Source organism: Pseudomonas sp. Marseille-Q1929 (assembly GCF_017316265.1).
Lineage (GTDB): Bacteria > Pseudomonadota > Gammaproteobacteria > Pseudomonadales > Pseudomonadaceae > Aquipseudomonas.
In genome coordinates this window covers 1-20807 of record NZ_JAFLWU010000024.1, presented here as the reverse complement: position 1 = coordinate 20807, position 20807 = coordinate 1, and the positions used below count along the sequence as shown (strand labels likewise).

Annotated in this window: 18 protein-coding genes and 1 pseudogene; 11 read left to right on the top strand and 8 right to left on the bottom strand. The window is 60.7% G+C overall.

The features are described from left to right. Positions 1-128: 128 nt before the first annotated feature. A complete protein-coding gene (locus J1G37_RS22085; RefSeq protein WP_207045348.1) occupies positions 129-953 on the bottom strand; it encodes an aspartyl/asparaginyl beta-hydroxylase domain-containing protein in 825 nt (274 codons plus the stop codon). 307 nt (positions 954-1260) lie between these two features. Here J1G37_RS22085 and fabV point away from each other — a divergent pair, with 307 nt between their 5' ends. Together fabV and J1G37_RS22075 are read left to right on the top strand one after the other, a co-directional pair. Further along, complete coding sequence (fabV, locus tag J1G37_RS22080) at positions 1261-2454, top strand: enoyl-ACP reductase FabV (protein WP_207045345.1); 1194 nt, start codon at positions 1261-1263, stop codon at positions 2452-2454. A 214-nt stretch (positions 2455-2668) separates the two neighbouring features. Next, positions 2669-3292, top strand: a pseudogene (locus J1G37_RS22075) (HAD family phosphatase). Here J1G37_RS22075 and J1G37_RS22070 read toward each other — a convergent pair. After that, entirely contained in the window at positions 3289-4194 is a 906-nt protein-coding gene (locus J1G37_RS22070; protein ID WP_207045342.1) for a LysR family transcriptional regulator, read from the bottom strand. The pseudogene J1G37_RS22075 and the gene J1G37_RS22070 overlap by 4 nt on opposite strands. A gap of 102 nt (positions 4195-4296) precedes the next feature. Between J1G37_RS22070 and J1G37_RS22065 the strand changes: the two genes are divergently transcribed. Then, positions 4297-5466 (top strand): aspartate aminotransferase family protein, encoded by a 1170-nt coding sequence (locus J1G37_RS22065; RefSeq protein ID WP_207045339.1) that lies wholly within the window; start codon positions 4297-4299, stop codon positions 5464-5466. Here J1G37_RS22065 and punR read toward each other — a convergent pair. Beyond that, positions 5455-6387, bottom strand: a complete 933-nt coding sequence (gene punR / locus J1G37_RS22060; RefSeq protein WP_207045337.1) for a DNA-binding transcriptional activator PunR — start codon at positions 6385-6387, stop codon at positions 5455-5457. The two genes, J1G37_RS22065 and punR, sit on opposite strands and share 12 nt — an antisense overlap. Before the next feature lie 122 nt (positions 6388-6509). Here punR and punC point away from each other — a divergent pair, with 122 nt between their 5' ends. Next, positions 6510-7694: a purine nucleoside transporter PunC gene (gene punC / locus J1G37_RS22055; RefSeq protein ID WP_207045335.1), complete on the top strand. Its 1185-nt coding sequence runs from the start codon at positions 6510-6512 to the stop codon at positions 7692-7694. Between the two features lie 130 nt (positions 7695-7824). Here punC and J1G37_RS22050 read toward each other — a convergent pair whose 3' ends face one another. Together J1G37_RS22050 and J1G37_RS22045 are read right to left on the bottom strand one after the other, a co-directional pair. Then, the gene (locus tag J1G37_RS22050) at positions 7825-8658 is read right to left on the bottom strand and encodes a nucleoside-binding protein (RefSeq protein ID WP_207045332.1); all 834 of its coding nucleotides are present in this window, start codon (positions 8656-8658) and stop codon (positions 7825-7827) included. A gap of 143 nt (positions 8659-8801) precedes the next feature. After that, positions 8802-9749, bottom strand: a complete 948-nt coding sequence (locus J1G37_RS22045) for a LysR substrate-binding domain-containing protein (protein WP_207045330.1) — start codon at positions 9747-9749, stop codon at positions 8802-8804. Between the two features lie 173 nt (positions 9750-9922). Between J1G37_RS22045 and J1G37_RS22040 the strand changes: the two genes are divergently transcribed. Beyond that, positions 9923-11425 (top strand): nucleobase:cation symporter-2 family protein, encoded by a 1503-nt coding sequence (locus J1G37_RS22040; protein WP_207045329.1) that lies wholly within the window; start codon positions 9923-9925, stop codon positions 11423-11425. Between the two features lie 97 nt (positions 11426-11522). On the opposite strand, the gene J1G37_RS22035 is transcribed toward J1G37_RS22040, so the two are convergent. Continuing rightward, positions 11523-12455 carry a proline iminopeptidase-family hydrolase gene (locus J1G37_RS22035; RefSeq protein WP_207045328.1) on the bottom strand — a complete coding sequence of 311 codons (933 nt, stop codon included), beginning with the start codon at positions 12453-12455 and terminating at the stop codon, positions 11523-11525. A gap of 93 nt (positions 12456-12548) precedes the next feature. Next, positions 12549-13313 (bottom strand): LuxR family transcriptional regulator, encoded by a 765-nt coding sequence (locus J1G37_RS22030; RefSeq protein WP_017734488.1) that lies wholly within the window; start codon positions 13311-13313, stop codon positions 12549-12551. Positions 13314-13496: 183 nt separating this feature from the next. Between J1G37_RS22030 and J1G37_RS22025 the strand changes: the two genes are divergently transcribed. Genes J1G37_RS22025 through J1G37_RS22000 form a run of 6 tightly spaced genes read left to right on the top strand, consistent with a single transcriptional unit; the run spans position 13497 to position 19657 of the window. Continuing rightward, entirely contained in the window at positions 13497-14384 is an 888-nt protein-coding gene (locus tag J1G37_RS22025; RefSeq protein ID WP_207045326.1) for a proline iminopeptidase-family hydrolase, read from the top strand. Between the two features lie 3 nt (positions 14385-14387). Further along, positions 14388-15335: an ABC transporter permease gene (locus tag J1G37_RS22020; RefSeq protein WP_124528080.1), complete on the top strand. Its 948-nt coding sequence runs from the start codon at positions 14388-14390 to the stop codon at positions 15333-15335. Next, the gene (locus J1G37_RS22015) at positions 15332-16189 is read left to right on the top strand and encodes an ABC transporter permease (RefSeq protein WP_207045325.1); all 858 of its coding nucleotides are present in this window, start codon (positions 15332-15334) and stop codon (positions 16187-16189) included. The genes J1G37_RS22020 and J1G37_RS22015 overlap by 4 nt, the downstream gene beginning before the upstream one ends. Beyond that, entirely contained in the window at positions 16186-17142 is a 957-nt protein-coding gene (locus J1G37_RS22010; protein WP_207045322.1) for an ABC transporter ATP-binding protein, read from the top strand. Before J1G37_RS22015 ends, J1G37_RS22010 begins: the two co-directional genes overlap by 4 nt. Then, complete coding sequence (locus tag J1G37_RS22005) at positions 17139-18110, top strand: ABC transporter ATP-binding protein (RefSeq protein ID WP_207045320.1); 972 nt, start codon at positions 17139-17141, stop codon at positions 18108-18110. The genes J1G37_RS22010 and J1G37_RS22005 overlap by 4 nt, the downstream gene beginning before the upstream one ends. Before the next feature lie 32 nt (positions 18111-18142). Further along, a complete protein-coding gene (locus tag J1G37_RS22000; RefSeq protein ID WP_207045318.1) occupies positions 18143-19657 on the top strand; it encodes an ABC transporter substrate-binding protein in 1515 nt (504 codons plus the stop codon). A 148-nt stretch (positions 19658-19805) separates the two neighbouring features. Here J1G37_RS22000 and J1G37_RS21995 read toward each other — a convergent pair whose 3' ends face one another. Continuing rightward, positions 19806-20546 carry a YciK family oxidoreductase gene (locus J1G37_RS21995; RefSeq protein ID WP_016975315.1) on the bottom strand — a complete coding sequence of 247 codons (741 nt, stop codon included), beginning with the start codon at positions 20544-20546 and terminating at the stop codon, positions 19806-19808. Positions 20547-20807 lie beyond the last annotated feature (261 nt).

Here is a 20807-nt window from a genome sequence, read left to right as displayed (position 1 = left end):
CACCACACCCGCAAGGGGCTGCGATGGCTGGAGAATGATGGGCGCCGAACTCGGTCGCACGTGACCATTGTTTACCTCAGGCGCAAGGCCGAGTGCAAACACCGTCGCACATCATCATGCCGCAGAACTTACTGGATCAGCTTCCAGTTTTTGTAGAAAACCCGACGCAGGGTAAAGACCATGGCGGCAAACCCCGCGATCACGGCATTGAGCACACGCGGCAGCGGGGTCGGCCGCACGATATCGATAAACAGGCAGTAACGCTTTGCATCGTTCTTGTTGAAGGAGGCGTGCATCAGCGTGTCATCGAAGATGAACAACGGGTCGTCGTGCCAGTAATGTTTGTGCTCGCCAACCTGGATGTAGACACCGTCATGATGGGGCGCGGGCGCCATGTTGTAGAGCACCCGGAACATCATGCGCAGCGGGCCGAAGTGAAAAGAGGTCGAACGGTTTTCGTTGAACACCGACACGCCGATGGTCTTCACGAACGGCAGTTTCTCGCGCAGTTTCGGAATGTCCAGGGTGGTTTCGATCGGGCGCCCGTACCACTGGAAAAACAACATGCCGCGCTTCTTCTCGGCCATGCGTTCATCCAGGTAACCGATGATTTCATCCTTGTGGGCCATGGCTTCGTTGAGCACCTGTTGCAGGTCTTCACGCCAGGCCGGTGGCAGGTCGTTCATCGTGTAGATGTGGCGGTTGGGTGCGCTCAACAGGTCGAACAAGGTGTTGAACGGCGCCAGCAACCAGGTGTTGCGGCCGCTGCCGATAAAGTATTTCTTGAGGGTGGGCGCGTCATACAGGCCGTTACGCAGGAAGTCATAGACCCCACACACCAGCACCAGGCCGAGGAACACCACGGTGGTCAGGGGAAACAGGCCGATAATCAGGAGCACGCCAAGTATCCAGGCGATGGACACTGCTTTTTTGCGTAGGGCAGACTTGTTCATGAAACTCAGCTCCGGCTGGACGCCAATCGACAGGTCCGGATCCGTGGCCGCGAGTGGTGGGTTTTGAAACATAATGAAACAACTACGTCATGATAAGGCGTCCAGCGCCGGACAGGCGTTACAAATATTGCGAAATTGTGAACGCTTTACACAGTTTTTAACGGCATACGCGTTTACCGATTGGATTTTGTAAACAGAAGATTTGCGACTATCGTGACGCTTCGGTTTTTCGGGCGTCATAGACCGGTACGATTGAAGTTGAATGGCCACCACTGGCCATCGACCCCTTGGAAGAGGCAGAAATTTTATGATCATCAAACCGCGGGTTCGTGGCTTTATCTGTGTGACCGCTCACCCTGTTGGCTGTGAAGCGAACGTCAAGCAACAGATCGACTACGTGACCCAACACGGCGTCATCGAAGGCGGCGCCAAGAAGGTGCTGGTCCTCGGCGCTTCCACCGGCTACGGCCTGGCCGCGCGCATCAGTGCTGCGTTTGGCTGCGGTGCCGACACCCTGGGCGTGTTTTTTGAGAAGCCAAGTGAAGACGGCAAGCTCGGTTCGGCCGGCTGGTACAACAGCGCCGCATTCGAGAAGTTCGCTGTCGAGAAAGGCCTGTACGCCAAGAGCATCAACGGCGACGCGTTCTCCGACGAGATCAAGCGCCTGACCATCGAAACCATCAAGAAAGACCTGGGCAAGATCGACCTGGTGGTCTACAGCCTGGCCGCGCCACGCCGTACCGACCCGCAAGGCGTGGTGCATACCTCCACCCTCAAGCCGATCGGCAAGGCCGTGACCCTGCGCGGTATCAACACCGACAAAGGCGTCGTGGTCGACACCACCCTTGAGCCGGCGACCCAGGAAGAAATCGACGGCACCGTGAAAGTCATGGGTGGCGAAGACTGGCAGCTGTGGATTGACGCCCTGCGTGACGCCGACGTGTTGGCCGAAGGTGCCAAGACCACTGCGTTCACCTACCTCGGTGAAAAGCTGACCCAGGACATCTACTGGAACGGCTCCATTGGCGAAGCCAAGAAAGACCTCGACAAAAAAGTCCTGACCCTGCGCGACAACCTCGCGGCGCTGAAGGGCGACGCCCGTGTGTCGGTGCTCAAGGCCGTGGTCACCCAGGCAAGCTCGGCGATCCCGATCATGCCGCTGTACCTGTCGCTGCTGTTCAAGGTGATGAAAGAGCAGGGCACCCACGAAGGTTGCATCGAGCAGGTCTACGGCCTGTTCAAGGACAGCCTGTACGGCAACGAGCCGAAACTCGATGCCGACGGTCGCCTGCGTGCCGACCTGGCCGAGCTGGAACCTAAAGTCCAGGACGCCGTGGCTGCGCTGTGGAACCAGGTGACTGACGACAACGTCAACGAGATCAGCGATTTTGCCGGCTACAAGGCGGAGTTCCTGCGCTTGTTCGGCTTTGAAATCGACGGCGTGGACTACGACGCTGACGTGAACCCTGATGTGAAGATCAAGGGCCTGATCCAGGCCTAAAATCCGGTAGAGCAAAAAATGTGGGGGCGGGCTTGCCCGCGAATACGGAGTGTCAGGCGCTGAATAAGGCGACTGATGCACCGCTTTCGCGGGCAAGCCCGCTCCCACATTTGTTTTGTGTGTTCTCAGAACTTTCTTACGCTTTTTTGAGCGCGCTTGGTCTATCCGATCTGCCAGACTCCGCCAGCTATCACTCACGCTAACGGAGGATCTGATGACGATTCGTGCAGTAGTTTTTGATTTCGGCGGTGTCCTGTTCGATTGGAACCCGCACCATCTGTACCGCAAGCTGATTGCCGACGACCGCGAACGGCAATGGTTCCTCGACACCATCTGCACCCAGGCCTGGAACACCGAGCAGGACGCCGGCCGCTCACTGGCCGAAGGCACCCGCTTCCTGGTCGAGCAGCACCCTCATCATGAAGCGTTGATCCGCGCCTATTACGCGCGCTGGCACTAGATGCTACGCGGCCCGCTGCCGGAAGGCGTGGCGATCCTCAAGGCACTGCACCGGGCCAATATGCCGTTGTTCGGGCTCACCAACTGGTCGGCCGAAACCTTTCCCTACGCGCGGGCCAATTACCCGTTCCTGCAGTGTTTTCGCGACATCGTGGTGTCCGGCGAACTGCAGTTGATCAAGCCCGACGCGGCGATCTACCACGCGAGCCTCGACCAAATACGCGCCGGCCTGCCGGATATCCAGCCGGCGGAGGTGGTGTTCATCGATGATGTGGCCGGCAATATCGACGCGGCGGTGGCCCTGGGTTGGCAGGGCATTCACCACGTATCCGCCGAGCACACTGCCGCCTGCCTGCGGGAGTTGGGGGTGGGCTTCTAGCGCGCCCATTTCTCCATGGCGAAATCGACGAAGGCCCTTAGTTTTGGCAGGCGATAACGATCCTGGCCGTACAGCAAGTGCATGGGGCGACTGGGCAGTTGATAGGCGGTCAGCAAGGCCATCAGTTTGCCGTCCTGCAAGTCGGGTTGCACCAGGGCATCGGGCAGCATGACGATGCCCATGCCTTGCACGGCCGCCTGGCGCAGCGCTTGCGAGCTGTTGATGGTCAGCGAGCCGGATACCGGGATTTCCACTTCGCCTTCTTCGCCGCTCATGCGCCAGAGCTTGTCGGCGTTGCGCCAATCGTCGGTGGAAGGGTAGGCGAAGGCCAGGCAGTCGTGCTGTTGCAGGTCTTCGGGGGTTTGCGGCGTGCCACGTCGCGCCAGGTAGCTCGGTGAGGCACACAGGGTGATGGTGTAATCCTGCATCGGTCGGGCGATCAGGCTGGAAGGTTCCAGGTCGCCCAGGCGGATGGCGACGTCGAAGCCGCTGTCGACCATGTCCATGCGCTGGTTGCTGAGCACGACATAGAGCTTGATCAGCGGGTAGCGTTGGGAAAATTCGCTCAAGGCCGGGGCCAGGCGCTCGGTGCCAAAGGCCGGTGGCGCGGTGATGCGCAGGGTGCCTTTGGGCACGTCGCTGTGGGCCTGCTCGGCCAGTTGCTCGGAGTCGGCCACCAGCCCCAGCACTTCCAGGCATCGCTGGTAATACTGCCCGCCGAATTCCGTGAGGCTTTGTTTGCGCGTGGTGCGCTTGAGCAGGCTGACACCCAGGCGCTGTTCGAGGGCGCGCAGGTGATTGCCGACCATGGTGGTAGACATCCCGCAGGCCTGGGCGGCGGCGGTCATGCTGCCGGTTTCCACCACTTTTACGTACACCGACATCGCCTGGAATAAATCCATTATAAAGTCCTGATTCAAAGTCATTGCACGAAAGCGCAGTTTATCCAGCTCAGGTGGCTAACGATACTGCAGGCACCACAACGATGTACGGGAGCTGCAACCATGACCGCCACCTGCCTGATGACCACTTATCAACCCCTGGCTCTGAGTTTCACCCGTGGCCTGGGCACGCGCCTGTGGGACCAGCAAGGCCGCGAATACCTGGACGCGGTGGCGGGGGTGGCGGTGACCAATGTGGGGCATTCCCACCCGAAACTGGTGAGTGCCATCAGTGAGCAGGCAGGATTGCTGCTGCACACCTCCAACCTCTACAGCATCGACTGGCAACAACGCTTGGCCCAGCGTCTGGCGCGGTTGTCCGGCCTCGACCGCGCGTTCTTCAACAACTCCGGCGCCGAGGCCAACGAGACGGCGCTGAAACTGGCGCGCTTGCATGGCTGGAAAAAGGGCATCGAAGAGCCGCTGGTGGTGGTGATGGAAAACGCCTTTCACGGTCGCACCCTGGGCACCATGGCGGCTAGCGACGGGCCATCGGTGCGCCTGGGTTTCCAGCGCTTGCCGGGGGATTTTATCAAGGTGGGTTTTGGTGATATCGCTGCGATTGAGGCGATCACTAAGGCATTCGGCGCGCGTATCGCCGCCATCCTGCTGGAGCCCATCCAGGGCGAAAGTGGCGTACTGCCCGCGCCGCCCGGCTATCTGCAAGCCCTGCGTGATCACTGTACACGCCACGGCTGGCTGCTGATGCTCGACGAAATCCAGACCGGCATCGGCCGCACTGGCACCTGGTTTGCGTTCCAGCATGAAGGCATCCTCCCGGATGTGATGACCCTAGCCAAAGGCCTTGGCAACGGTGTGCCCATCGGCGCCTGCCTGGCGCGGTCGGCGGTGGCGCAGCTGTTCACCCCTGGCAGTCACGGCAGCACGTTTGGCGGCAACCCGCTGGCCTGCCGCGTAGGTTGCACCGTGCTGGATATTATTGAAGAGCAAGGCTTGCTCCAGAACGCCGCGCAACAGGGCGAGCGTTTGCTGGCGCGGCTGCGGGTGGAGTTGAGCGAGCATCCTCAGGTGCTGGCGATTCGCGGTCAAGGCTTGATGATCGGCATCGAGCTGGCCAGCCCCTATCGTGACCTGGCCCAGCGTGCGGCGCAGGAGCACGGACTGTTGATCAACGTGACACGGGGCAAGATCATTCGCCTGTTGCCGCCGCTGACCCTGGATGCCAAAGAGGTCGAGATGATCGTGCGGGCCATCACCCGCCTACTGAATTAACTGCAGATCCAACGGGGGGCCATTGAGCCATTCCTGATTCATCGTCTCCTTGTCCCCCAGGTACTCCAACAACCAAGCCATCGCCGGCGACAACTTGCTCTGCGCCCAGGCCACACACGATGGGCTGGCTGGAAACGGCCGGCTCAACTGCAGCGCCACCAACTCACCGCGTTCGATCCACGGCAGCACCTGATGCGCGGGCGCCATGCCCACGCACAGGCCGTCGCGCAGGCAATCGATGGCCGAGGCCCAATTCGGCACCACCAGCCGGCGTTGGTTATCCAGGGTCCAGGTATCGCGCTTGGGCAGGTTGCGCGAGGTGTCGGTCATGCACAGCGAGGCGAAGGGCCGTAGTTGGTCGTCACTGAGCAAGCCTTCCATGGCCGCCAGCGGATGCCGCGCGCTGACCACGCACAGCCAGTTCAACAGGCCCATGTCGCGAAAGGTGAAGTGACTGGCCACCGGCACTGCGCTGGTGGCGCCGATCACGATGTCGGTGCGCTCGTCGGCCAGGGCATCCCACACGCCGTTGTACACCTCGTACTCCAGCAGCAATTCCACCTCGGGAAACTGCCGATAGAAATCCAGCACCAGCTGCCGGCAACGCTGGGGTTTGACGATGGAGTCCACGGCCACTTTCAGCTGGCCGCTCCAGCCATTGGCCACCTGCTGGCACAGGCGCCGGGTGCCGAGCATTTTTTTCATCACGCCCCGTGTCTCATCGACAAACAGGCGCCCGGCGGCGGTCAGTTCGACATCGCGGTGTCGGCGTACGAACAACGGCACCGCCAGCCACTCTTCAATCTGACGCACCGTATAGCTGATGGCCGACGGCACGCGGTTCAATTCCTGCGCTGCGGCGCTGAAGCTGCCGTGGCGTGCCACCGCATCGACGACATCCAGGGAGTATTCGGACCACATGGTCGTTGCCTTCAAATTTATTGATAAGAGTGTTCAATTATTATCGCTTCACACAGAAACTGTCAGCTTCATAATGGGCGCCAGTCAGCAAATAGTTTGATGGCAGGATTAACAAGGCTTCGATGAAAAACTCTTTTGGTTTCACTTGGTATCTGGCGGGGCTGAGCATGCTCGGCTACCTCGCCATGGACATGTACTTGCCGGCGTTCGGCGCCATGGGCGAGCAACTGCAGATTGGCGCGGGCGCGGTGGGCGCCAGCTTGAGTATTTTTCTCGCCGGCTTTGCGGTCGGGCAGTTGCTGTGGGGGCCGTTGTCCGACCGTCTCGGGCGCAAACCGATTCTGCTCGCCGGCTTGAGTTTGTTCGTGCTCGGTTGCGCGGGCATGTTCTGGGTCGAGACCGCGCCGCAATTGCTGGCGCTGCGTTTTATCCAGGCGATTGGCGTATGTTCCGCCGCCGTGAGCTGGCAGGCACTGGTGATCGACCGCTATCCGGCTGACAAGGCGCACCGCGTGTTCGCCAGCATCATGCCGCTGATGTCCCTGTCGCCCGCGTTGGCGCCGTTGTTGGGGGCGATCGTGTTGAATCACTTTGGCTGGCAGGCGATCTTCGGCGTGTTGCTGGGGGTGTCGCTGCTGTTGCTGCTGCCGACATTGCTCCTGCGCCGTATGCCGAAACGTCCGGCAGAAGAGGGCGCACCTTCGCGTCTCGGCTATGGCCAGTTGCTCGGCTCGCGGGTGTTCACCGGCAACGTGATGATCTTTGCCGCCTGCTCGGCCAGTTTCTTCGCCTGGCTGACGGCTTCGCCCTTCATTCTTGGCGATATGGGCTACAGCCCGAATGATATTGGCCTGAGCTATGTGCTGCCGACTTTGGCGTTTCTGGTGGGTGGCTACAGTTGCCGCAGCGCCTTGCAGCGCTTTCAGGGCAAGACTCTGTTGCCATGGCTGCTGGTGGCGTATTGCATCAGCATGGTGGCGCTGTACCTGGTCGCGACGCTGACCGTGCCGACCCTCACCACCTTGCTGATTCCGTTCTGCCTGATGGCGCTGGTCAACGGTGCCAGTTACCCGATTGTGGTGGCGAATGCACTGATGCCGTTTGCCGAAAATTCCGGCAAGGCGGCGGCGTTGCAAAACACCCTGCAACTGGGACTGTGTTTTCTCAGCAGCCTGTTGGTGTCGTCGATGATTGACCAACCGTTGCTGATTACCGTGATCGTGATGCTGGCGACTGCGCCGTTGGCGGTGTTGGGTTACTGGTTGGCGCGGCCGAAGGCTGACGGTTCGAAGCTGGCACAAGCCTGAAGTGTAATGCGATCAAGTGTGGGAGCTGGCTTGCCTGCGATTGCATCAGCTCGGTATCTCTGACAGACCGAGGTGTCTGCATCGCAGGCAAGCCAGCTCCCACACTTGATCCGGTTTCGCCAGTAGAGACCTAGAAGGTGATTTCCATATTCACGGTTGGCGTCGACGTGCGACTACCCCGGCCACCGTCCACCCCAAACTTATTGTGCCAATACTCGTAACCCACACCGAGATACAGGTTCGGCTTCACGCTTTTACCCGGCCGCACCGCCACCATCAGCGCGCTGCGCATCAGTGCTTCGGGCGCGGTGTCGCGGCCGTGGTAGTCCTTGCCTTTTTCACCGACGTAGTTGATGAACCCCTGGAATTTCGCCGCGTGGCTGGCGATTTCGAAAGGGCGCATCCAGGTCAGGTTGAGCATGTAGGTGTCGTCGAAGGTGTGGTTCGACTCTTGCGCGCCGGGAATGCCGGTGTGGTTCTTTTCCTTGTAGTACAGCAGGCTCAGGTCCAACACACCGACGGTGTTGAACTTCAAGGTCGGGCCGACCACCACTGCACGTTTTTTCGCCGAGGCGAAGTTGTTGTTGCGGTTGGCATCGAAGCCCAGGGTCAGCGCGTAATCCTTGACCAGTCCGGTGCCCAACGGCACATCGAACACCCGTGACGCGTACAACTGGTGTCGATACACCGCGTACACTTCGCTGCCGCCGTGATCGGTGCCCTTGCGCGGGTCACTGCTGTCGGACAGGAATACGTCCAAGTTGAGAAAGTTGCTGCCATACGTGTAGCCGCTGGCGTGGGTGAAGCTGTAGATACGCTTGCTGAATTCGTCGGGGTTGTTCGGATTAGTGAACTGTTGGCCGTAGCGAAACCCTACGCTGTTGTTCATCCATTCCACCGCGACAGCCTCCCCGCCGCCGAGGAGGGTGAGCAATACGGTTGCGCCGTGCAGTGCCTTTTTCATTGTTTTAATTCCTTTGGCGTTTGGCTCATGGCGACCTTGCAGGGGTCGCCGGGCGCAGTATCGACACAAGGATGGCGCACGCCAAAGAACAGAATCTCGCCTGGGCCGATGCCGAAACGGCAGCAGCTGGGCTGCCCTGAAAGTCAGGAAATACGCGGGGCCGCGCCCATTTCATCGCGCTCGCGCAAGGCAATTTCCTCGCCCAGCAAATGCGCCAACGCTTGCACCGCCACCGGCAAGTCGCGGTCTTTGCGCGCATACACGCCCAGGTCGCTGAAGATTCCGCCCTGGTCACTCAAGGGGATATGCAGCAATTCGCCGCGTGCCAGGTCGGCCTCGATGCCGATGCGGGTCTGGAAGGCAATGCCCAATTGCTGGCGTGCCAACTGCCGGGCCAACTCCATGGAGTTGCTGTGCAGCAGCGCCTTGTTCGGCGCAGCACGCTTGTGCAGCGGGGCGATCAGGTGATGCACCGACAGCTCGCTCTTGGCCTGGATCACTCCGTGTTCGCAGCACTGTGCGTAGCTGACATGACTTTCACCGGCCAATACATGACTGGGTGTCATCAGCGCGCCAAGGCGGAAATGGCCGACACACAGTTGGGTGATTTCGCCACCGCGAGGCAGGGCAAAAGCCAGTCCCAAATCCGCCTGGCCATTGACCACTGCGCTGGGAATCGACTGCGAGCCTTGCACCGTGACGCCAATCGTCACTTTCGGATAGCGCTCGCGCATGCGCTTGAGGGCGGCGGGCAGCAACTCGACGGCAGCGCCTTCCACCGTGGCGATTTCCACATGGCCGGTCTGCACGCCATGCAACCCATCCAGTTCACCGCGCACACGTTCCACGTCCTGCAACAGCAGCGTGATGTGGCGCGTGAGGATTTCGCCGGCCGCCGTCACACGCAGGCCGCCCGGCAAGCGATCAAACAGCGTCGCCCCCATCTCATCTTCCAGCTTGAGGATCTGCCGGTTCACCGCCGACGACGCCACATTGAGGCGCCGTGCGGCTTCGCGGATCGAATGGCAGCGCCGCACCATGTCGAAGTAATAGATCGCCGGGGCGTGGATGCGCAATTTGCGGTTGAGCATTTTTTTTCGGGTCCTTTTGCGCAGGTCTTCAGGCCACGGGACAGGGCGGCTGAATGGATTTTTGTAACGAGGATTACAAGGCTGTTGTGGAATTGATTGTATACAACTCTATGGACATCCCGTGTTTCCTTTGCATACAGTGATTGCACAACAAAAACAGAGATCCCCTCACCATGACTATCCCGAAGGCGTCACCGCAGCGGCCCGAAGATGAAAATCTGGGCGTCGCCGCCAACATGGCTTACGGCCTGCAGCATGTCCTCACCATGTACGGTGGCATTGTCGCCGTGCCGCTGATCGTCGGCCAGGCGGCCGGGTTGTCGCCGGCAGACATTGGCTTGTTGATCGCCGCATCGCTGTTTGCCGGTGGCCTGGCCACGCTGCTGCAAACCTTGGGTTTACCGTTCTTTGGCTGTCAGTTGCCGCTGGTGCAGGGCGTGTCGTTTGCCGGTGTGGCCACCATGGTGGCAATTGTCGGCAGTGATGGCGCTGGCGGGGTGCCGGCGATCCTCGGGGCGGTGATGGCCGCGTCGTTTATCGGGCTGTTGATTACCCCGGTGTTCTCGCGAATAACCAAATTCTTCCCGCCCCTGGTGACCGGTATTGTCATCACCACCATCGGCCTGACCCTGATGCCCGTTGCGGCGCGTTGGGCGATGGGCGGCAACAGCCGCGCGGCGGATTTTGGCAGCATGTCCAATATCGGCCTGGCCGCGTTGACGCTGATGCTGGTGTTGCTGTTGAGCAAGATCGGCAGCGCGACCATCTCCCGTCTGTCGATCCTGCTGGCGATGGTGATCGGCACCGTGATTGCCGTGTTCCTGGGCATGGCGGACTTCTCCGGGGTGACCCAGGGGCCAATGTTCGGTTTCCCCACACCCTTCCATTTCGGCATGCCAACCTTCCATGTGGCCGCGATCATCTCCATGTGCATCGTGGTGATGGTGACGCTGGTGGAAACCTCGGCGGATATCCTCGCCGTTGGAGAGATTATTGACACCAAGGTCGATTCCAAGCGCTTGGGCAATGGTTTGCGCGCCGACATGCTGTCGAGCATGTTCGCGCCGATCTTTGGCTCGTTCACCCAGAGTGCCTTCGCCCAGAACGTAGGGCTGGTGGCGGTTACCGGGGTGAAGAGCCGCTTTGTGGTGGCAACGGGCGGGTTGTTCCTGGTGATCCTCGGTCTGCTGCCATTTATGGGCCGAGTGATCGCAGCGGTGCCGACTTCAGTGCTGGGCGGGGCGGGTATTGTGCTGTTTGGCACCGTGGCGGCCAGCGGCATCCGTACGCTGTCGAAGGTGGACTATCGCAATAACATGAACCTGATCATCGTCGCCACTTCCATCGGTTTTGGCATGATCCCGATTGCCGCTCCAAGCTTCTATGATCATTTCCCGACCTGGTTCGCGACCATTTTCCACTCGGGGATCAGTTCGTCGGCGATCATGGCGATCCTGCTGAACCTGGCGTTCAATCACTTCACTGCCGGTAACTCGGACCAGCAATCGGTGTTTGTGGCAGGGACGGAGCGCAGCTTGTGCTTCCACGATGTGGCCGCGTTGCGCGATGGGGATTACTTTCGCGGCGGCAAGCTGTTTGATGCTGAGGGCAAGGAGATTCCACTCGTAGCCGATGTATCAAGAAAGGCCGCGAAACCTGAAACGACTGAAGTCTAAAGCCGGTTGAGGAATCCATGTGGGAGCTGGCTTGCCTGCGATAGCGGCGGTGAATTCACCCTCGTCATCGCAGGCAAGCCAGCTCCCACATTTTGATTTAGCCAGCCTTAAGCTTTGGGTACGGGACTGAACACGCCTCATCCAAAAACTTCACCACGGTCCCCATGCATGCCTGGCGTTCTTCCACATGGGGCATGTGGCTGGAGTCTTCAAACAGCGCCCAGCGCACATCCGCGATTTCATCCAGGAACGGCTTGACCACCAATGGCGTGGCCTCGTCATGCCGCCCGGAGATCACCAGGGTCGGCACATTGATCGCCGACAACCGGCCAATCGACTTCCAATCCTTCAAGCTGCCGATCACATGGAACTCGGTCGGGCCGCTCATGGCGTGGTACACCGTGGGGTCTGAGTCGACTTGGGCAAAGGTGCGTGCGACCTCTTCCGGCCACGGATTGACGCGGCAGACGTGCTGGTCATAGAAAATCCGCGAGGCGGCGAGGTATTCCGGGTCTTGATAGGTGCCGGCGGCTTCATGCTTGAGCAGGGTTTCATGCACACCTTCGGGCAATAGCTTGCGCAGGCGGTTGGCTTCGCTGACCCAGGTGCGCATGCACGTCGGCGAGTTGGCCGGGATAAACGCGCGCAGGCCCTTGGGCTGGCGGATGGCGTGTTCGCTGCCGAGCATGCCGCCCCAGGACTGGCCGAGAATCGCGTAGTTATCGCGAATGTTCAGGTGGTCGAGCAGGTTGTCGAGTTCGGCGAGGAACAGGTCGACGGTCCAGAACGAAGGGTCTTTGTCCGGCAGATGGGTGGAGCGGCCGTTGCCCAGTTGATCGTAGTGGATCACGGCATGGCCGCTGGCGGCGACGTCCTTGAAGGCATCGACATAGTCATGGGTGCAACCGGGGCCACCGTGGATGATCACCAGCGGCGTGCGGCCGGTGGACAGGTCGCCGGTGACACGGTACCAGGTCTGGTAGGCGCCAAAGGCCGCATACCCTTCGCGGATTTTTTCGATGAATTCCATTTCGTACCCTGCTCGTGAAAAAAGGATCAGGGACACAATAGTCGGCACGCCACATTTAGGTAACTAGCAAAACAGCTAGGTTTTACCCATCGGTCAATCTTCCAGCAGGCGGTAATGGGTGGCGCGCACCACCGCCTGGACGCGGTTCTTGGCCCCCAGCTTGTGCATCGCCGAGGCCAGGTGCAGGGTGACCACTGCCAGTGAGCGGCTCAATTGCGTGGCGATTTCAGCGGCGGTGAGGCCGTCGGCGGCCCATTTCAGGCATTCGCGCTCGCGTTTGGTCAGGTGGATATGCGGGTACGTGCGTAGCTCTTTGCTGAATAGCGGGTAGGCCGCTTCCTGCAAGGCGTGGGTGATCAGGCTGAAATCTGCCAGGGTCTGCTGTGCATCCTGCAACACACTGCGGGCCTTGCCGATGCGCAAGCCGGTCAACGAGGCGAAGCCGCCGCGTGGCAAGTGGATGGGCACGCTGACGCCGCAGGTCAGTTGGCGTTCGTGCAGGTATGAAGAAACGGGGGCGTGGCAGGGGTCGATGATCTTTTGCAGCGCCGTCTGGGCTTTGGCCTCGTAGGACCAGACAAATGGCGATACCGTGCTCAAGGCCAGGTGCTGCACCGGGTCGATCTGGTAGAAACCTTCGCCACACCACAACGCATGCCAGTCGGGCGGCGTGTTGCGCAGTTCCAGTACCGAAGGGGTGATCAAGGCGCCATCATGGTCGATGGGCACCGGGGTGTAGTCGTACACCAGTGCATCGAAGCCCAACTGTTGGGCAAGGATAAAGGTGTTGTCCATCTGTTCGTCCAGGCTCCTGCCCGGCATCAGACGGTTATTGAAGGCAGTAAGCTTGGCCAGCATCCGTTCTGCTCCCGAATTCATTTGAATCTCGACTTGCGGCAAGTAGAATGCCACGCCCCGGCGAAGGACTGCCAGGCCAAACCTATAAGAAATACTAGGTTATGGACGCACGGCATCCTCGGTAGTGTTGGCCTGATCAACGGCCGCTGCCAGCCAGGCCGATACCACACAAGGAATGTATGCATGTGGCGTGAAATTGCCCCCGACCAGCAGTACAACGTGCAAGTCGACGGCCATAACCTCGTGGTCTACAGCTTCGGCGAAGGCGATGAGGTGCTCTTGTGCCTCAACGGCGGCCCGGGCCTGCCGTGTGACTACTTGCGCGACGCCCATGGCTGGCTCAAGGACCATAACCTGCGAGTGGTTGCATTCGACCAGCTTGGCACGGGCGCATCAGCCAGACCGACCGATGTTTCCCTGTGGGAAATCCGCCGTTATGTCGAAGAAGTCGAAACCGTGCGCCAAACCCTGGGCCTGGGCCGTGTGCATTTGCTCGGGCATTCCTGGGGCGGCTGGCTCGGCATCGAATACGCCATTCATTACCCCGACGCGCTGAAAAGCCTGATCCTCGAAAACACCGTCGGCGACATTCCGCACCTGTCCCAGGAGCTTGAACGCCTGCGCGGCGCCCTCGGCAGTGAAACCGTGGCAATGATGCAGCGCCACGAAGCCATGGGTACCCTCGACCATCCGCAGTACCAGGCTGCCATCACTTTGCTCAACTATCGCCACGTGTGCCGCCTGGACGAATGGCCCGAGCCGGTCAAGCGCTCCCTCGGCGACTGGAACATGGGCCCTTACGAAACCATGCAGGGGCCCAATGAGTTCCTCTATGTCGGCAACCTCAAGGACTGGAACCGCATCCCCGAGATGGCCGACTTCAAGATGCCCACGCTGATCACCACCGGACAACACGACGAACTCACCCCAGCCTGTGCGATGCGCATGAAGATGGCAGTCAAGCATGCCGAGCTGCACGTGTTTCCCAACAGCAGCCATATGCCGTTTTACGAAGAGCCCCAGGCTTATTTCCCGGTGTTGCTGGGCTTCCTCGCGCGTCACCGAGGCTGACGGATGAATCTGGCGCGCTACCGTTTTGTGCTGTCCCGGCCGCTGCAATTGCTGCCGGTGTTGTTTGGCATCAGCCTGATCACTTTTATCCTGGTGCGCTCGATCCCCGGCGATCCGGCGCGGGCCTTGCTGGGCTCGCGCAGCACCCCGGACGCGCTGCTGAAAATCCGCGCCCAGTACGGCCTCGACCAGCCGTTGTGGCTGCAGTATTTCTACTTTTTGAAGAACCTGCTCAAGGGTGATCTCGGCCAATCGCTGTTGTACAAGGTCGATGCCCTGAAGCTGATCGTCACCCGCATCGAGCCGACCCTGGTGCTGGTGCTCGGCAGCGTGCTGCTGGCGCTGTTGATCGCGGTGCCGCTGGCCACCCTGGCGGCGCGCAACAAGGGCGGCTGGGTGGACAACCTGATCCGTGTATTCACCACGGTCGGCCTGGGGATGCCGGCGTTCTGGCTGGGGTTGATGCTGATCCTGCTGCTGAGTGTGAAGTGGGGGTTGTTTCCGGTGTCTGGCTACGGCCGCACCTTTCTCGACAAGGCGCATCACATGGTCTTGCCGTGCCTGACCATTGCCCTGGCGTTATCGGCGGTGCTGGTGCGCAACCTGCGGGCGAGCATGTTGATGGAATTGCAGGCCGATCATGTCACCGCTGCGCGGGCGCGCGGGTTGTCGGAAGCGGCGGTGTTTCGCCGTCATGTGTTGCCCAATTCCCTGGTGCCGGCGGTCAATCTGCTGGCGGTGAATATCGGCTGGCTGATCAGCGGCACGGTGGTGATCGAAAGCCTGTTCGCCATTCCCGGCATCGGCCAATTGCTGGTGCGCGGCATCTTTACCCGCGACTACATGGTGGTGCAGGGCGTGGCCATGGTGCTGGCGTGTGCGACGGTAATGGTCAACTTTGCCGCCGACGTGGTCACGGTGGCCCTCGACCCACGGGTGAAGATGCAATGAGCAGCCGCCCGTTGATTGCTCCGTGGCGCTTGCGTCTGCGCTTTGGTTTTCGCAACGGTCGGCTGACCGCCGCGTGGGGCCTGTTGATCCTGTTGCTGTGGTTTGCCCTGGCGCTGTTTGCGCCGTGGATCGCCCCCTACGACCCGATTGCGCAGAACACCGAGTTCAGTTTGCTGGCCCCCAGCCTGGCCCATCCTTTCGGCACCGATAACTATGGCCGCGACATCCTCTCCCGAGTGATCTGGGGCGCGCGCATCGACCTGCAACTGGCCATCGTCGGGGTGATTTTCCCGTTCATGATCGGCACTTTTGTCGGCGCGGTCTCCGGCTACATCGGCGGGCGTTTCGACAGCGTTTGCATGCGCGTGATCGACGTGATCCTGGCGTTCCCGTTCCTGGTGTTGATGCTGGCGATCATGGCCATCCTCGGGCCGGGCTTGAAGAGCTTTTATATCGCCATGGCGCTGGTGGGCTGGGTGTCGTACGCGCGGCTGATCCGCTCGCAGATCCTGGTGCTCAAGGAAAGCGATTTTGCCCTGGCCGCCAAGAGCCTGGGCTTTGGCCATGGGCGCATTCTGTTCCGGCATTTGCTGCCGAATGCGATGTTTGGCTCGATTGTGTTTTCCATGTCGGACGCGGTGCTGGTGCTGCTCAATGGAGCCGCCGTGAGTTACTTGGGCCTGGGCGTGCAACCGCCGACCGCCGAGTGGGGCACGATGGTGGCCGAAGGGCAGGCGTTTATCACCACGGCGTGGTGGATCTGTACGTTCCCGGGCCTGGCCATCGTTACCCTGGCCATGGGTTTCAGCCTGCTGGCTGACGGTGTCGCGCAAGTGTTGGGGGACCGCTCATGAGCCTGTTGCAGGTGCAAGACCTGAGCGTGATCGCCAACAACGCCGGGCGCGATGTGACGCTGGTGGACCGCGTGTCCTTCGACTTGGCCGAAGGCGAAATCCTCGGGCTGGTGGGCGAAAGCGGCTCGGGCAAGACCATGGCCTGTCGCGGGCTTATGCGCTTGTTGCCGTCGCCGAACCTGCGGGTGCAGGGCGCTGCCGTGCGGCTGGCCGGCCAGGACTTGTTGGCGCTGGACGAAGCCGGCATGCGCGCCATACGCGGCGGGCAGTTGGGCATGATCTTCCAGAACCCCAGCAGCCACCTCGACCCGCTGATGCGCATCGGCGAGCAGATTGCCGAGGGCATTCGCCTGCACCAGGGCGCGTCGAAAAAAGACGCGCGCCGGCAAGCCATCGAGGTGCTGCGCCAAGTCGGCATTCCCGATCCCCAGGCGCGGGTGGACAATTATCCCCACGAGTTTTCCGGTGGCATGCGCCAGCGCGCGATGATCGCCGTCGCCTTGGGCTGCAACCCTAAAGTGCTGATCGCCGACGAGCCGACCACCGCCCTGGATGTGACTGTGCAAGCACAAATCCTGCGCTTGCTGCTGGACCTGCGCGACCGGCGCGGCCTGTCGATCATCATGATCACCCACGACCTTGGCGTGGTGGCGCAGACCTGTGATTCCATCGCGGTGATGTACGCCGGGCGCCTGTGTGAGCAGGGCAGCAAGTACGACTTGCTGGCGCGTCCGCAGCACCCGTACACCGCCGGCCTGATCGCTTGCCAGCCGGCCCATAGCAGCGGCCACGCCTTGCTGCGCACCATTGCCGGCCAGCCGCCGTTACTCGATGCGTTGCCCGCCGGTTGCCGCTTCAACCCGCGCTGCCCGCAGGTGGGCGCCTTGTGTACGGAGCAAGTACCGCAAGGCGTACGCGTGGCTTGTCACTACCCGTTGGGAGCGCACTCATGAGCCTGTTGCAGATCAAGGACCTGGAGGTGAAGTTTGCCGCGTCCGGCTCCGGCTTCCTGGGGTTGAACAAGCAGTGGGTGAGGGCGGTCAACGGTGTTTCACTGAACCTCGCGGGGGGGGAAACCCTGGGTTTGGTCGGTGAGTCCGGCAGTGGCAAGAGCACGTTGGGCCGGGCGATTCTGCACCTCAATCCGATCAGCGCCGGGCAGGTGTTGTTCGATGGCATCGACATGGCCCATGGCAGCCCTATCGACATCGCCCGCCTGCGCCACGAAACCGCGATGATCTTCCAGGACCCGTACGCAGCGCTGAACCCGCGCCACACCATTGGCGAAACCATTGCCGAAGTGCTGCGGGTGCAGCGCAAGGTCACGCCGGACCAGATCCCGCGCCGCGTCGATGAACTGCTCGACCTGGTCGGCTTGCGCCCCGAACTCGCCAGCCGCAAGCCCGGCTCCCTCAGTGGCGGCCAGTGCCAGCGCGTGGGTATCGCTCGCGCATTGGCGGTGGAGCCGCGCCTGATCATCGCCGATGAGTGCGTGGCGGCGCTGGACGTGTCGATCCAGGGGCAGATCATCAACCTGTTGCTGGAACTGCAACAGCGCATGAACCTGGCGATTCTGTTTATCGCCCATGACCTGGCCATTGTGCGCCGCCTGTGCGACCGCGTGGCGGTGATGTACCTGGGCAAGATCGTCGAGGAAGGGCCGGTGGAAGCGGTCTTCACCGCGCCGCGTCATCCCTATACGGCGGCGTTGATCGAGGCGATTCCCGAGATCGATCCCCATCGGCCGTTGCCTACAGAACCTTTGCCCGGTGAGCCACCGAGCCCGCTGAACCTGCCTGCCGGTTGCGCCTTTCACCCGCGTTGCCGGCATGCGCAAACCATGTGTTCCGTGGTGTTGCCGCCTACCCATTTCCTGCACGAGCATCGGTACAGTTGCGTGCTTGAAGAACCATTGCTTTAACCCTCTGCCATTCATTAACAAGGAGTTGTGATATGCAATCGCGTCATTTGAAGTTGCTCGCCGCCGCTACATTGACCGCCTGGTCCCTGACCGCCGGGTTGGCGCAAGCCGCCGGTGTACTGACCATCGGCTGCCGTGAGGACAGCACCACGTTCGACCCGATCAAAAGCGCGCAAAACCGTGACACCTGGGTATTCGCCAACGTGTACGACACCCTGGTCCGCGTGGACAACCTGGGCACCAAGATGGAGCCGGGGCTGGCAGAAAGCTGGGACATTTCCAAGGACTGCCTGACCTACACCTTCAAGCTGCGTGATGCGAAGTTCTCCGATGGCTCGGCGATCAGCGCCGACGACGCGGCGTTCAGCCTGTTGCGCATCCGTGACAACAAGGCTTCGCTGTGGAGCGATCCGTTCAGCCTGATCGACACCGCCAAGGCGACTGATCCGAAGACCCTGGTGGTCACCCTCAAGACTCCGGCCGTAGCCTTCCTCTCGCAACTGGCGTCGCCGACGGTGTCGATCCTGTCGGAAAAAGCCATGACCAAGATGGGCGAAGACGCCTACTCGGAAAACCCGGTGACCTCCGGCGCGTTCACCGTGGACGAGTGGCGCAAGGGCGACCGCGTAATCCTGAAGAAGAACCCGAACTTCTGGCAGGCCAAGAACGTCAGCCTGGACGGCGTGGAATGGGTCTCCGTGACCGACGACAACACGCGCATGCGCATGGTGCAGAACAATGAACTGGACACGGCGATCTTCGTGCCGTTCTCCCGCGTTGAAGAACTGAAGAAAGACAAGAACGTGGTGATCCACTCCGACCCGTCCACCCGCGAAGATCACCTGCTGATCAACCACGCCCACGGTCTGCTGGCCAAGAAGGAAGTGCGTGAGGCGCTGGACATGGCCATCGATAAACAATCGCTGGTCAAGACCGCCACTTACGGTCAAGGCACTGTGGCGTATTCCTACATCCCTAAAGGTTCGCTGTTCCATTACGCCAACAACCTGCAACGCCCGTATGACCCGACGGCCGCCAAGAAGCTGCTGGCCGATGCCGGCGCCAAGGACTTGAAGCTCAACTACGTGGTCAACGCCGGCAACGAAGCCGACGAGCAGATCGCCGTGATCATCAAGGACCAGTTGGCCAAGGTCGGCGTGACCGCCAACCTGCAAAAGGTCGACCCGACCCAAAGCTGGCAGATGCTGGTGGACGGTGAGTACGATATTTCGGTGATGTACTGGACCAACGACATCCTCGACCCGGACCAGAAGACCACTTTCGTTCTGGGCCACGACACCAACCAGAACTACATGACCCGTTACAAGAACGACAAGGTCAAGGACCTGGTGGCAGCCGCGCGGATCGAGGCCGACCCGGTCAAGCGTGAGCAGATGTATGTGGAGTTGCAGAAGCTGGCGAAGCAGGATGTTAACTGGATTGACTTGTACTACAGCCCGTATATCAACATCTCACGCAAGAATGTGAGTAACTTCCTGCAAAACCCGCTGGGGCGTTTCACCCTTGAAGAAGTCGTGAAAAACTAAAGAACACCGCAATTAAAAATGTGGGAGCGGGCTTGCCCGCGATAGCGGTCTGCCAGTGACGAATACCTCGCCTGACACTCCGCCATCGCGGGCAAGCCCGCTCCCACATTTTTTTGTGGTCACATTTGGTTCTGTGTTGTTTCAGGGATTATTGCGCGTCAAACGCCTGGCCATTGATACCCGCACTGTCCGGCCCCATCAGGTACAGGTACACCGGCATGATCTCTTCCGGCGCCGGCCGCTCCATCGGGTTCTCCCCCGGATACGCCTGGGCGCGCATGCTGGTGCGTGTGCCGCCTGGGTTGATGCTGTTGGAGCGTACCGCTGCCACATCCTCAAGCTCATCGGCCAAGGTTTGCATCAGCCCCTCAGTGGCAAACTTCGACACCCCATAAGCCCCCCAATACGCCCGCCCCTTGCGCCCGACGCTGCTGGAGGTAAACACCACCGACGCATCCTGGGACAGCTTGAGCAGCGGCAGCAAGGTGCTGGTCAGCATGAACATCGCGTTGACGTTCACGTGCATCACGCGCATGAAGTTCTCACCGGACAACTGCTCGATCGGCGTACGTGGGCCGATGATCGAGGCGTTGTGCAGCAGGCCGTCGAGGTGGCCGAATTCCTTTTCGATCATCGCTGCCAGCTCATCGTATTGATGGGGCAGGGCGGTCTCCAGGTTGAAGGGGATCACCACCGGCTGAGGTTGGCCGGCTGCTTCGATTTCGTCATACACCTGGGCCAGGTTGGCTTCGGTCTTGCCCAGCAACAGCACGGTGGCGCCGTGGGCGGCGTAGGTTTTCGCCGCCGCCGCGCCAATCCCGCGGCCGGCTCCGGTCACCAGGATCACCCGGCCTTTGAGCAGTTCTGGACGTGCAGAGTAATCAAACATAAATAGCCTCGACAAAATTCACAGTGATACAGCGCTCAATCTGCAACCCAATCCCTGTGGGAGCTGGCTTGCCTGCGATAGCGGTGTATCAGTCAGCAGAAGTGTTGGCTGGCAGACCGCTATCGCAGGCAAGCTGAACTGGTCCAGTAATTTCGGACATTCTTTTCGGTTCTCACGCTGCTAGCTTTTCCGCCGCTATCGGTGAGTGATAACCGTTGTAGCTGTGGCGCCTTACGCTGTTGTATCGCGCCACATATCGGT

Bases quoted from the DNA above. Each gene is read 5' to 3' on its own strand.
- J1G37_RS22085 (WP_207045348.1), bottom strand. From the start codon at position 953: ATGAACAAGTCTGCCCTACGCAAAAAAGCAGTGTCCATCGCCTGGATA.
- fabV (WP_207045345.1), top strand. From the start codon at position 1,261: ATGATCATCAAACCGCGGGTTCGTGGCTTTATCTGTGTGACCGCTCAC.
- J1G37_RS22070 (WP_207045342.1), bottom strand. From the start codon at position 4,194: ATGGATTTATTCCAGGCGATGTCGGTGTACGTAAAAGTGGTGGAAACC.
- J1G37_RS22065 (WP_207045339.1), top strand. From the start codon at position 4,297: ATGACCGCCACCTGCCTGATGACCACTTATCAACCCCTGGCTCTGAGT.
- punR (WP_207045337.1), bottom strand. From the start codon at position 6,387: ATGTGGTCCGAATACTCCCTGGATGTCGTCGATGCGGTGGCACGCCAC.
- punC (WP_207045335.1), top strand. From the start codon at position 6,510: ATGAAAAACTCTTTTGGTTTCACTTGGTATCTGGCGGGGCTGAGCATG.
- J1G37_RS22050 (WP_207045332.1), bottom strand. From the start codon at position 8,658: ATGAAAAAGGCACTGCACGGCGCAACCGTATTGCTCACCCTCCTCGGC.
- J1G37_RS22045 (WP_207045330.1), bottom strand. From the start codon at position 9,749: ATGCTCAACCGCAAATTGCGCATCCACGCCCCGGCGATCTATTACTTC.
- J1G37_RS22040 (WP_207045329.1), top strand. From the start codon at position 9,923: ATGACTATCCCGAAGGCGTCACCGCAGCGGCCCGAAGATGAAAATCTG.
- J1G37_RS22035 (WP_207045328.1), bottom strand. From the start codon at position 12,455: ATGGAATTCATCGAAAAAATCCGCGAAGGGTATGCGGCCTTTGGCGCC.
- J1G37_RS22030 (WP_017734488.1), bottom strand. From the start codon at position 13,313: ATGCTGGCCAAGCTTACTGCCTTCAATAACCGTCTGATGCCGGGCAGG.
- J1G37_RS22025 (WP_207045326.1), top strand. From the start codon at position 13,497: ATGTGGCGTGAAATTGCCCCCGACCAGCAGTACAACGTGCAAGTCGAC.
- J1G37_RS22020 (WP_124528080.1), top strand. From the start codon at position 14,388: ATGAATCTGGCGCGCTACCGTTTTGTGCTGTCCCGGCCGCTGCAATTG.
- J1G37_RS22015 (WP_207045325.1), top strand. From the start codon at position 15,332: ATGAGCAGCCGCCCGTTGATTGCTCCGTGGCGCTTGCGTCTGCGCTTT.
- J1G37_RS22010 (WP_207045322.1), top strand. From the start codon at position 16,186: ATGAGCCTGTTGCAGGTGCAAGACCTGAGCGTGATCGCCAACAACGCC.
- J1G37_RS22005 (WP_207045320.1), top strand. From the start codon at position 17,139: ATGAGCCTGTTGCAGATCAAGGACCTGGAGGTGAAGTTTGCCGCGTCC.
- J1G37_RS22000 (WP_207045318.1), top strand. From the start codon at position 18,143: ATGCAATCGCGTCATTTGAAGTTGCTCGCCGCCGCTACATTGACCGCC.
- J1G37_RS21995 (WP_016975315.1), bottom strand. From the start codon at position 20,546: ATGTTTGATTACTCTGCACGTCCAGAACTGCTCAAAGGCCGGGTGATC.